The organism is Planktotalea sp. (assembly GCF_039984035.1).
Classification (GTDB): domain Bacteria; phylum Pseudomonadota; class Alphaproteobacteria; order Rhodobacterales; family Rhodobacteraceae; genus Planktotalea.
On record NZ_JBDWVM010000307.1, the window covers coordinates 1 to 11,075 of the forward strand.

Annotated in this window: 13 protein-coding genes; 7 read left to right on the forward strand and 6 right to left on the reverse strand. The window is 52.6% G+C overall.

Annotated features, from left to right (window positions below; translation table 11 throughout):
- Window positions 1–102 precede the first annotated feature (102 nt).
- The 5 genes from ABJQ89_RS13970 to ugpC form a co-directional block, all read right to left on the reverse strand.
- Window positions 103–648, reverse strand: coding sequence for an ester cyclase (locus ABJQ89_RS13970; RefSeq protein WP_348496800.1), 546 nt, complete (start codon window positions 646–648; stop codon window positions 103–105).
- Complete coding sequence (locus ABJQ89_RS13975; RefSeq protein WP_348496801.1) at window positions 645–1,526, reverse strand: carbohydrate ABC transporter permease; 882 nt, start codon at window positions 1,524–1,526, stop codon at window positions 645–647. The genes ABJQ89_RS13970 and ABJQ89_RS13975 overlap by 4 nt, the downstream gene beginning before the upstream one ends.
- Entirely contained in the window at window positions 1,526–2,557 is a 1,032-nt protein-coding gene (locus ABJQ89_RS13980; protein ID WP_348496802.1) for a sugar ABC transporter permease, read from the reverse strand. Before ABJQ89_RS13980 ends, ABJQ89_RS13975 begins: the two co-directional genes overlap by 1 nt.
- Before the next feature lie 72 nt (window positions 2,558–2,629).
- Complete coding sequence (locus ABJQ89_RS13985) at window positions 2,630–3,865, reverse strand: extracellular solute-binding protein (RefSeq protein ID WP_348496803.1); 1,236 nt, start codon at window positions 3,863–3,865, stop codon at window positions 2,630–2,632.
- A gap of 82 nt (window positions 3,866–3,947) precedes the next feature.
- Window positions 3,948–4,997 carry a sn-glycerol-3-phosphate ABC transporter ATP-binding protein UgpC gene (ugpC, locus tag ABJQ89_RS13990; RefSeq protein ID WP_348496804.1) on the reverse strand — a complete coding sequence of 350 codons (1,050 nt, stop codon included), beginning with the start codon at window positions 4,995–4,997 and terminating at the stop codon, window positions 3,948–3,950.
- A gap of 152 nt (window positions 4,998–5,149) precedes the next feature.
- On the opposite strand from ugpC, the gene ABJQ89_RS13995 reads away from it, so the two are divergent.
- The 4 genes from ABJQ89_RS13995 (at window position 5,150) to ABJQ89_RS14010 (ending at window position 8,757) form a co-directional block, all read left to right on the forward strand.
- A complete protein-coding gene (locus tag ABJQ89_RS13995) occupies window positions 5,150–6,154 on the forward strand; it encodes an ester cyclase (RefSeq protein ID WP_348496805.1) in 1,005 nt (334 codons plus the stop codon).
- Window positions 6,151–7,041, forward strand: a complete 891-nt coding sequence (locus tag ABJQ89_RS14000; RefSeq protein WP_348496806.1) for an amidohydrolase family protein — start codon at window positions 6,151–6,153, stop codon at window positions 7,039–7,041. The genes ABJQ89_RS13995 and ABJQ89_RS14000 overlap by 4 nt, the downstream gene beginning before the upstream one ends.
- An 81-nt stretch (window positions 7,042–7,122) precedes the next feature.
- Window positions 7,123–7,992 (forward strand): bifunctional helix-turn-helix domain-containing protein/methylated-DNA--[protein]-cysteine S-methyltransferase, encoded by an 870-nt coding sequence (locus ABJQ89_RS14005; RefSeq protein WP_348496807.1) that lies wholly within the window; start codon window positions 7,123–7,125, stop codon window positions 7,990–7,992.
- A 96-nt stretch (window positions 7,993–8,088) separates the two neighbouring features.
- Window positions 8,089–8,757: an OmpA family protein gene (locus ABJQ89_RS14010; RefSeq protein WP_348496808.1), complete on the forward strand. Its 669-nt coding sequence runs from the start codon at window positions 8,089–8,091 to the stop codon at window positions 8,755–8,757.
- 100 nt (window positions 8,758–8,857) lie between these two features.
- On the opposite strand, the gene cueR is transcribed toward ABJQ89_RS14010, so the two are convergent.
- On the reverse strand, window positions 8,858–9,241 hold the full coding sequence (gene cueR / locus ABJQ89_RS14015; RefSeq protein WP_348496809.1) for a Cu(I)-responsive transcriptional regulator: 384 nt from the start codon (window positions 9,239–9,241) through the stop codon (window positions 8,858–8,860).
- A 95-nt stretch (window positions 9,242–9,336) separates the two neighbouring features.
- Here cueR and ABJQ89_RS14020 point away from each other — a divergent pair, with 95 nt between their 5' ends.
- From ABJQ89_RS14020 to ABJQ89_RS14030, 3 genes are read left to right on the forward strand one after another with little or no spacing between them, the layout of a single operon-like run.
- Window positions 9,337–10,086 carry a MauE/DoxX family redox-associated membrane protein gene (locus ABJQ89_RS14020; RefSeq protein ID WP_348496810.1) on the forward strand — a complete coding sequence of 250 codons (750 nt, stop codon included), beginning with the start codon at window positions 9,337–9,339 and terminating at the stop codon, window positions 10,084–10,086.
- Between the two features lie 13 nt (window positions 10,087–10,099).
- Entirely contained in the window at window positions 10,100–10,534 is a 435-nt protein-coding gene (locus ABJQ89_RS14025) for a cytochrome c (protein ID WP_348496811.1), read from the forward strand.
- 20 nt (window positions 10,535–10,554) lie between these two features.
- Window positions 10,555–10,896 (forward strand): copper resistance CopC family protein, encoded by a 342-nt coding sequence (locus ABJQ89_RS14030; protein ID WP_348496812.1) that lies wholly within the window; start codon window positions 10,555–10,557, stop codon window positions 10,894–10,896.
- The last annotated feature ends 179 nt before the right edge of the window (window positions 10,897–11,075 follow it).

Sequence of the window (11,075 nt, forward strand, 5' to 3'; positions counted from 1 at the left end):
GTTCGATATCTTGCAAGGTGGCTTCGACAACAGCCTTGGTTTGAGCATCGTCTTCAGCACGTTCGGCGTCTGGCTTACCGCGTTTCAGATATTCTACTGCCATCAATCTTTTCCTGTTTTTGTCGGTGGGGCAGGTGGTGTTTTCTCGCCACGATCAAAAGCTTCCCAGCCGTGGCCATTGAAAACATCTACGCCCAATTGTGCGAGCACATGAGGGAAATCGACCATTACCCAATTGTCGGTGATTTTGCCGTCTTCCACTTTCCAGAAGTCCATATAACGGATTTGGATGCGTTTGCCGGTGGGTTCGACCCCCATAAAGTGTCCGGAATGCACTGCTTCTTGCCGTCCAAAGGCAGCGGCCCATTCGCCCATGTAAAGGCGGGCCTCGTCGACGCAGACCTTGTCGGAAAACGCGGCTTGGAAGGGTTTTTGCCAGTTGTCTTGGAATTCCTTGATGCCTTCTTTGGTGCCGCATCCCGCGTTCCCCATCCAGCGAAACCCTTGGGTGAAGAATTCGCCAATGTCTGCGATGCGGTGATCGTTTAATCCATCGACCATCCCTTCGATAACCGCGCGGGTTTCTTCCGTTTTCGACATGTCCGTGCCGCGCGATAGGATCGCTTGTTCTGGTCGTGCTCCGCTCATCCCTTGACGGCTCCTGCAGTAAGGCCACTGACGATTTGGCGTTGGAAGAATAGGATTAAAACGAACAAGGGCGCTGTTGCAGAGACGACTGCCGCGACCGCAAACATTACGTTGCCTTCTGTTTGGGTCGTTCCCAAGAAGCTGGCAATTTTGGGCACCATGGTTTGGTTCGCTTGGCTAAGTAGTGTCGCAGTGACAGTGAAATCGTTATAGGCGAGCAGAAACGAAAACAGCCCTGTTGTCACAACGCCTGGCCACATGACGGGTACAATGACATGGCGGAACGCCTGGAAGCGTGTGCAGCCGTCGACCATTGCGCTTTCATCCAGATCTTTTGGGATGTTCAGAAAGAAGCTGTGCAACATCCAGAGCGTGAACGGCTGGTTGATTGCCACCATCACGATGATTGTCGTGGGCAAATGGCCCCAAAGGTTCCATTCAAAGAACGGCAGCAGGTAACCTGATACTAAGGTGATGTGCGGCATCGCCCGAAAGACCAAAGCCAACATCAGCAAATAGAAAGCGTATTTTTTGCCTGAACGGGCAAGGGCATACCCGCCCAAAGTGCCTAGGGTAAGCGAGATAACGACAACCGAGACCACAATGATCATCGTGTTGATAACTGCGCGCCAGAACTCTTGTGTTACCCAAGCGCCGAAATATCCGTTGCCTGTGAACGCGCCGCCTGTTTCGATTTGGGTGCGCACACCGGTGATGGCATTGGTCCAATCCGCCTTGGAAAAGAAATCGCCCTGAACTTTGAACGATCCCCATAGTGTCCAAAGGAACGGGAATCCAGCAGCCACGATCCAGACCAGAACCAACCCCCAAATGACCATGTTCAAAACGGGTGAACGGCGATGAACGATATCAGTCATCAGACCACCTTCTGGTTAAAGTCACGCCACGTGCGGATCAGGACAGGGATCAGCAAGATAGCAACGCCAATGATCGTGAGGACAGAGGTCGCGCCAGCCGAGCCGAAGAACTGGCTCTCCGTGCCGACGAGATCATTATAGATGATCCACGACAGCGAGGTCGCGCTTGCTTGAGCGGAGAAGCTGATGATGGGCTCGAGCACACGGAAGTTGTCCATCAATTGTATCAGCGAAATAAAGACTGTGAGCGGCATGAGATGCGGCAGCACGACGTAGCGCGTGCGCTCCCAACGAGAGGCACCATCGATCATCGCGGCCTCCATCGTATCAGAGGGTACGGTTTGCAGCCCCGCGTAAAAGACGATGAATGCAAAGGGTGCCGAATGCCAAACACCATAGACCATCAGCATGATCCAAGTGAGCGTTGGCGAGGCTTTGAGTGATAGATTAGGATCATCAAAGATGCGCTGGAGCGTCGCGCCAATGACGCCATTGGCATCAATCATCCAGAACAGGATCAGCGCTCCGATCAGCGGCGTTACGATCATGGGTAAAAGGGAAACGAAAATCGTTGGCCCTTTGATCCGTTTGGGCAGTGTGTTCACACCAAGCGCGATCATAAACCCAAAAACAAGGACCAGCGGTGTCACCACGAATGTATAGGTCAGCGTGAAGGCCAGCGCGCGATAAAAGGGGAGATTCAACGCATTTGAAAAGAAGTCGGCAAAGCTGTCTCTTGACTGCCATGCTTGGCCAATTTCGGCGAAGGCAAGGTGATTGCGGTTGGTGTAGGTGCCAAGACCGTTGAACTGCCCGAGGGGGCGTTCCTCTTTCAGCTTGGCCGTTTCTTCAACATCGACTTGTAGTTCTTGCTTGCAGCCAAAGGGGCCGCAATTCTCGACTTCGATCATGACTGCTTCGTGTTCAATATGAAGCGATTGAATAACAACCGAGACAATCGGCAAAGCGATGAACAGCAGCATCGTGATCAACGATGGCAGTATAAACCATAAGAAGGTGCGGTTTTTCATCGAGCTCGCTCAGGTGTTAGGATGTGAATCGAAAAGTTGGCAGGGGACTGCATGCCCCCTGCCTAAGGCGCCTTATTTCAGGAAACCTTGTTCTTTTGCTGCTGCAGTGTATGCCGCTTCGACATCTGCCAGCGCTTGTTCAGCGCTTTCGGTGCCTTGCAGGAAGTCACTGATTTCCGCACCAAGTGCTGTATGCAAAGCACCCATGAATGGGACCATCGGATAAGGTGCAGCGCCGCCAGAAGCGGTGCCAGATACGCCAGCGGATGCTGGGCTTGGCATATATCCATCAACCAACCACACGGCAGCGTCATTGTTGGCTTTGACAACATCCGTCGTGATGCCGTTCATCATTGCAATGAATGTTGCTTCTGCATCTTCGTCAGAGATGTTTGTTGAGATGCCGATACCATCCCACCAAAGTGTCGACGCCGGGCGTGGACCATTGCCCCATGTTGGCGCTGCGGACAGAACGGTTCCGGCGACAACCTCAGCGGTTGAACCTTCATCATCCAGAACGGCACCACCGCGTGATCCCCACATTGTGGCCATGGCGAGGTTGCCCGCTTCCCACTCGGCTTGTGTCGCGTTTGAATCGAAAGTCAGGTAGTCAGGGTTGGAATAAGCAACCAAAGACTTCAGCATTTCCAACGTCGCAACGCCGTTTTCGTTGTTGACCGATACTTCAGCAGTGCCCGCTTTGAAGAAGTCAGCGCCCGTACCCATGTACATGTTCACGAACTCTTCAGCCAAGTTCCAACCTGCTTTGGTGTTCAAAGCAACTGGGTATTCCATCAAGCCAGCAGCGCGAACTTTCTCAGCGGCGGCGAGAACCTCTTCGTATGTCGCTGGAATGCCTTCAACGCCTGCTTCTGCCAAAACATCTGTACGTGTAAACAAGTGCTGTGCATTCGCCATAAATGCGACGGCCATCACCTTACCATTCACAGTGATGAGCTGACTTTTGTTCAATGCGGCGCCGTGCTTGGCAACCAAATCATCGATGGGGCGAAGCAAGCCATCGTTCATCAAAGTGACCAAAGTGGAGTTGGACACGATCACGGATGTATACTGAGCTGGGTTGGCTGTTAGGGCCGCTACCATGATGTCTTTGTGATCTTTGGTCAGGTTGGTTTCGACGTTAACGCCATCACCCGCACATTCTGCAGCAGCGGCTGTCACTGCTTGAATTGCTGGAAAATCATTGGAAAGAATGCTGACGTTGCCTGCGGAAATTCCGCAACCCGCCATAGCTGTGCTGCCCAATAGTGCAAATGCACCCGCAGCTGTAATTGTCTTTAGAAACATGTGTTTCTCCCTAGTTGTCATTGAGATGCGCCTTGCAAGATCGCATCTTGGTTATTCCCCTTTTTGGGGCTTAATTTTGGGGTTAGTCCCCAATTCGCGCACCTGTTTTCGCGTCAAACAAATGGCAAATCTCTTTTGGAACAGAAATGCGAACCATATCGCCAATCTGCGCGCGGTAGTCTTTGGCGGCTTTCACAGACACCAATTCACCATTCACCTTCACAGTGATCATTGTGGCGTCCCCGAGCAGTTCCATCGTGTAAACAGGCGCGTGTATTTCGCCACCAGTATCCACGATCAAAGCGTCCTCTGCTCGAAAGCCTAGCTGGATCGTACCCTCTGGCGCGCCAAGATCGCCAAGGCGCATCGTGTCCCCATCAAAGGCGCCGCCACTGACGTTTCCGAAAATCAAGTTCATTGCAGGTGAACCGATAAAGCTTGCGACAAACGCATTTGCTGGGCGGTCATAAATTTCTGTTGGGCTGCCCACTTGCTGAACAACGCCGCCTTTCATCACCACAACACGGTCGGCCAATGTCATGGCCTCGATCTGGTCGTGGGTCACGTAGATGGTCGTGACTTTTAACTCATGGCTCAGGTTCTTGATCTGCGCTCGGGTCGAAACACGAAGCTTTGCGTCCAAGTTTGACAGCGGCTCGTCCATCAAGAACACATTCGGCTCACGAACAATCGCGCGAGCGAGGGCGACGCGTTGACGCTGACCGCCTGACAGCTCGGCTGGTTTGCGGTGCAGGAATTCATCCAGCTCAACCATCGCAGAAGCACGTATGACCCGCTCTTTGTGTTCGGCCTCGGGAACTTTACGAACTTTCAACGGGAAGCGAATATTCTCGTAAACGTTCATATTCGGGTAAAGCGCATAGGACTGGAAAACCATGGCGACGTCCCGATCTTTCGGGTCCAGATCGTTGACCCGTTTGCCATCAATCAAAATATCACCCTCTGTGACATCTTCCAGTCCGGCAATCATGCGCATGGTCGTGGTTTTGCCGCAGCCAGATGGCCCCAGCAGCACCAAAAACTCTTGGTCCGCGATGGTCAGATTGAAATCTTCAACCCCAACAAAGGAGCCCCAGCGCTTTGATAGATTGCGCAGTTGGATTTCGGCCATGCAGTCCCCCAAGTGATCGATGATCATTTTGCATACGTTTGCAAAAAGGATAGACTTCGATCAAATGCGCATGCAAGTCAATTTTGCAAACGTATGCAAAATGATGTTTTGATGGTCTGTAAGGGCCTCTAAAGCTTAGGAAAACAGGAGCTATGAACGTGGGTTTTCAAACAGAAAAACAGGTGGTGCGGGCGTATTATGATGCTTTGGACAAGGCAGTAGGTGCGGGAATCACTGACGTTTTGGCCGAACGCACCTCAGCCAATTATGTCTGGCGCGCGTTCCATCCGTTTCACATGCAAACAGATGCACAAACGGTTTCAGAAATGTTCTGGCAGCCCTTCAGGCGGGCGGTCACGCACTTGCAACGACGCATGGATGTCTTCTTCGCTGGCGAGAATTTCATTGATGAGGGCGGTTCCGTCTGGGTCTGTTCCATGGGACATCTGATGGGGTTGTTTGATAGCCCGTGGCTTGGCATCCAACCAACGGGCAAGATGATCATGCTCAGATATGCCGAGTTTCATAAAGTTGTGGACGGCAAAATTGCAGAAACCGCGTTCTATTTCGATATCCCGCATTTCATGATGCAAGCGGGCTATACCCCCTTCCCAGAGCAAGCCGCAGCGCACTTGGTGCAACCGGGGCCTATGTCACACGATGCATTGCTGTTCGCCGATGCAGTGCCAAGCGAAGGGCAAAAAACGCTAGACCTTATACACAAGATGATCAGCGATCTGGGGCAGTGGCAAAACGATCTGCCGCTTGAAGAAGAACTCGCCCTGACATGGCACGATGATATGATCTGGTGGGGGCCCGCGGGCATCGGCTCGACCTATACGATTGCGCGGTATGCGCAGCAACATTCAAGACCCTTTCGCGCAGGTCTAAGTGATCGATCGGGCACCGGTCATATCGCTCGGATTGCCGAAGGGCATTACGGTGGCTTTTTCGGATGGCCCAATTTTAAGGCCAAAGCAACTGGCGGGTATTTGGGATTGCCACCCAATGACAAACTTTGCGAATTCAGAGTGATCGATATCTATCGGCGCGAAGGTGAGAAACTCAAAGAGAACTGGATTTTCATCGACATGCTGTATTTCTTCAACCAGCAGGGCGTCGATATCTTGGGAACTCTAGAGGAGGCACCGCAATGAGCTTCATCGATGCACATCACCACCTTTGGGATCTGAATACTGTGTCCTATCCTTGGCTTGAGGCAAAAGGCGTCACTCGTTTCTTCGGTGATCCAACGCCTATTCAACGCAATTACCTGATTGATGAGTTTAAAGATGACGCTGCATCTTTTGGTTTTAAGGGATCAGTTCACATTCAAGTTGGAGCCGCTGATCCGTGGGAAGAGGCGAAATGGGTTCAGAAAATTGCGGATGCAAATCCGGATTGGCCTATGGCGCAAGTCGTGTATTGCGACTTAACGCGCCCAGATTTAGCCGAGCAACTCGACAGTTTTCAAACACTATCTACGGTAAAAGGCGTCCGTCAAATCGTCGGCCGAGCGCCTGGAGAAGATGCACAAACGGGTACAAATGAACTGACCAAGTCAGGCGCATTTTTGGAAGGCTTGCAGGCAGTAGGCGCGCGTGGTCTCACCTTCGATCTACAGCTCATTCCCGAATTAATGCCTGACATGGGCGAGCTTTTGCAAGACGCGCCAAACACGCCCGTTGCGCTGTGTCACGCGGGCTCCCCCCACGACCGTACTCCTTCGGGTCTATCGGAATACAGTAAGACGCTTCGCCATCTGTCCCAATTGCCTCAGGTGCGTTGCAAGGTATCGGGGCTTGGCATGTTCGATCACACTTGGAGTGCAGCGACGATCCGACCAATTGTTGAGAGTTGCCTAGATCAATTTGGGGCTGAGCGCTGCATGTTTGGCTCGAACTTTCCGGTCGACAAATTGTATTCAGACTATGCGAAACTCGCGAAAAGTTACTTCGAGATTGTTCCCGAGCAGCAGCACGGTGCAGTGTTTTCTGACGTTGCTCGGGCGTTCTACGGGCTTGGCTTTGAGGGGCGTTCTTAAGTCAGGCAAGTGAAACGCCAATTACGTCTTTTGGACAAAAAACGGATCGCTTGGCAGAGTTGAGCTGCTTAAGGTAGCGGCATGAACACACATATCTCTCAGGGCCAAGAGGCCAGCTATCACTACAAGCTCATGCGCCGAGCGATTGAGCGGATCGACGCAAGTGAAACACCTGTGTCGCTCGAAGAACTTGCGCGTGAAATGCAATTAAGCCCGACCTATCTGCAGCGTCTGTTTTCGAAATGGGCAGGTGTGTCGCCCAAGCGGTATCAGCAGTTTTTGGCGCTGGATCACGCGAAAACGCTTCTTCGCGCGCATCACTCCACTTTGGAAACTGCGGTCGAGACGGGCCTCTCAGGCGGCGGGCGGTTGCATGACTTGTTTTTGCGTTGGGAGGCTATGAGCCCCGGAAATTACGCGAAGGGCGGCGAGGGGCTTTGCATTAAGTTCGGTTGGTTCGACAGCCCTTTTGGCCGTGCGTTGGTAATGGGAACGGAGATCGGTCTTTGCGGAATGGCATTTGTCGAAGAAACGGGCGAGGAGGCGAGCTATGCCGATTTATCCGCGCGTTGGCCGAGCGCATCGTTTGAGGAAGACGCGGATGCGCTGCGCCCGTGGGTCGAGGCTGCGTTTGGTGGCAAAGGGGAGCAGCGTCTGCATCTCATTGGCGCGCCCTTTCAGATCAAAGTTTGGGAAGCTTTGCTGCATGTCCCAAGCGGGCATGTCACAACCTATTCCGATATTGCGCGCGCTGTCGGTAGTCCGAAGGCCGTGCGCGCGGTTGGCACAGCAGTGGGCAAGAACCCTGTCAGCTGGTTGATCCCGTGCCATCGCGCATTGCGTAAATCAGGTGAACTCGGCGGGTATCATTGGGGCACACCTATCAAACGCGCGATGTTGGCCTATGAAAGCGCTGAACGTGAGTCGGGCACGCAACAATTGGCGAAATAGCGCCGAAATTCCCCTGTCTGCTATGTTGGGAAAATGAATCGCACCTGTTATGTTGTCTTTAGCTCCGATCAACGGAGAGAGCATAAGAGGCATAACATGAAACGAGCAAACTCCTTATTCGCGGTCTCCGCCGTATCCCTTTTGGCACTATCAGCCTGTTCAAACCCTGACACGCTGTCCAACAACAACGACTTCCGCAAAACCGGTGCTGGCGCTGCGATTGGCGCAGGTGTTGGCGCGGTTGCTGGTTTGATTTCCGGCGATGATAGCGCAGAGCGCAAGCAAAACGCGCTTAAAGGCGCGGTTCTTGGCGCCGCTGGTGGCGCTGCGGTTGGTAACGTGCTTGATCGTCAGGCGGCCGAGCTTCAGCAAAGCCTTGGTAATGATCGTGTGACAATCACCAACACGGGTGATCGTTTGATCGTAACCCTGCCTCAAGACATCACATTCGCTTCCGATAGCGCGACGTTGTCCGGTGGTATCCAGAGCGATCTGGTCGCGGTCGCAAACAACCTGCAAGCCTATCCTGAATCCACGGTTCAAGTGATCGGTCACACCGACAGCACGGGAGATGCGTCCTACAACCAGAACCTCTCTGTTCAACGCGCGAATGCAGTTGTGAACGTTCTGACAGGCGCCGGCGTTCCATTCACACGCTTACAAGCGATTGGACGTGGTGAAGACCAGCCTGTTGCAAGCAACCTGACAGAAGAAGGCAAAGCGCAAAACCGTCGTGTAGAGATCGTGATCCTACCGACAAGCTAAGCGATTTTTGCAGCTTTTCACGAAGGCCTCGCCAATTTGGCGAGCCCTTTTGTGATTTTAAAGGTTCGCTGCGCAGAGAGCGACCCAGTCCTGAAAACCGTTAGCCAAGGTAATCTATAATCGGGCAATCAGGCTTATGATCGCCCTTACAGGTCTTGACCAAATGCGCCAATTCGTCGTGTAGCGATTGCAATTCGCGTTGTTTTTCTTCGATCTCTTCCAGTCGCTTTGATGCGATGCGCTTCACCTCGGCACTCGTGCGATCCTGATCTTGGTACAGACCCAGCAGCTCTCGGCACTCTTCAATGGAGAAACCAAACTCCCGTGACCTTCTGATAAAGACCAGCTTCCGAACCGAGGCATCATCGTAAGTGCGATAACCTGCGTCAGAGCGTGACGGGGCCTCGACCAGCCTGATGTCTGCATAATAGCGGACGGTTTTGACAGGCAGGCCTGCAACCTTTGATGCGGCGGAAATATTCATGAGTTCAATCCTTGACCTTCCAGTTACTGGAAAGATTAAGGATGAAGAGAAACAGTTTCAAGGTTGCTGTTGCAACTGAACCAAGGACCAAGGTTATGCCGCCAGATACCGCTACGAAAACCGCTACATTGCATCGTATGGTCATGCCCGATCACATGTGCCCCTATGGGTTGAAGTCGAAAGACCTGCTAGAGCGTCAAGGCTATCAAATTGACGACCGCCATCTAACCACCCGCGAGGAGGTTGATGCGTTTAAGGCTGAGCACGGCGTAGCCACAACGCCGCAAACTTTCATTGATGGTGTACGGGTCGGCGGATTTGACGATCTGAACAAACACTTCGGCAAATCGGTAAAGGCGAAAGACAGCCTAACGTACAAACCTGTGATCGCTCTCTTTTCGGTCGCGGCGCTCATGGCGGTTGCCGTGACGTGGCTCATGCTTGGAACACCCTTTACAGGACGCACCATCGAATGGTTCATCTCGATTTCAATGGTTCTGCTCGGGCTGCAAAAGCTGCAAGATGTTGAACGTTTCGCGACGATGTTTCTCAACTACGACCTCCTTGCGCAAAAATGGGTACGCTATGGTTACGTCTATCCTTTCGTTGAGACAGGCGCGGGATTGCTGATGATGGCAGGTGTTTTGACGTGGCTCTCCGCGCCAGCGGCCCTTTTCGTCGCGGGGATCGGTGCGGTGAGCGTCTTCAAGGCGGTCTATATCGACAAACGCGAGCTAAAATGCGCTTGCGTCGGTGGGGACAGCAAAGTTCCTTTGGGGTTCGTTTCCTTAACGGAAAATCTGATGATGATCGGAATGGCCCTTTGGATGCTGTCAAAACTGTGAGGTGTTGAATACTATGAAACTACTTTATTTTGTAGGGGCCACACTTGCTGTTGCTGCATTAAGCTACGCATTTTGGCCGATTCCTGAACCGCTTGAGCAGAATGCAGCGACCGTCAGCGAGAGCGACACAGCCTTGGTCGATGTCCTGTTGCCTGATACACTTTCCGCGAATGCGCAAATCGGGAAATCAATGTTTGAAGCCAAATGCGCCGCCTGTCATGGGCTCAATGCTGTAGGGCAGGATGGTATTGCGCCTCCTCTTGTACACGTCATTTACGAGCCAAATCACCATGGCGACGAAAGCTTTCAGCGAGCGGCAACCTTGGGTGTTCAAGCGCATCATTGGCGGTTTGGAGATATGCCGCCTGTCGAGGGAATAACACGGGGTGAAGTTACGATGATCATCGCCTATATTCGCGAATTACAACGAGCCAACGGGATAAACTGAAGGCGACGAAGGGACAGAGTATGAAACAACTGTTGTTGGTGGCACTCCTTGGGTTTTGGGCGACAGGAAGCTTGGCGCACTCCCCGCTTCAAACGACCGTTCCCGCAAATGAAACCACTGTTTCAGAGGCTCCTTCTGAGATCACCATGGGCTTCAAAGGCGGCATTCGCTTAACCCGCATTAGTATGCGCCATGCAGATCACGCCAGCGTGGACTTGGATCTGGATGGCTTTAAGGGGTTCATTTCCGATTATGTGATCCCCCTGCAAGCCATGGGCCCCGGTGTCTATATCATTGAATGGCGCGGACTTGGTTCTGATGGTCACGCGATGAACGGATCGTTCCGCTTTACGGTCGAATAACGATGCCCGATCTTTGGGGACTAGCGTCGATCATTGCGAAATTTGCGCTCTACCTAGGCGTTCTAACATCTGTCGGGACTGTGCTAAATACACTCATGTTCCGATTGGCGGGAACCCGTAGATTAGCTGCGGGTTTCGCAACTCTTGGCCTGTTCGCAACCCTGTTTGGTTTCATGTTG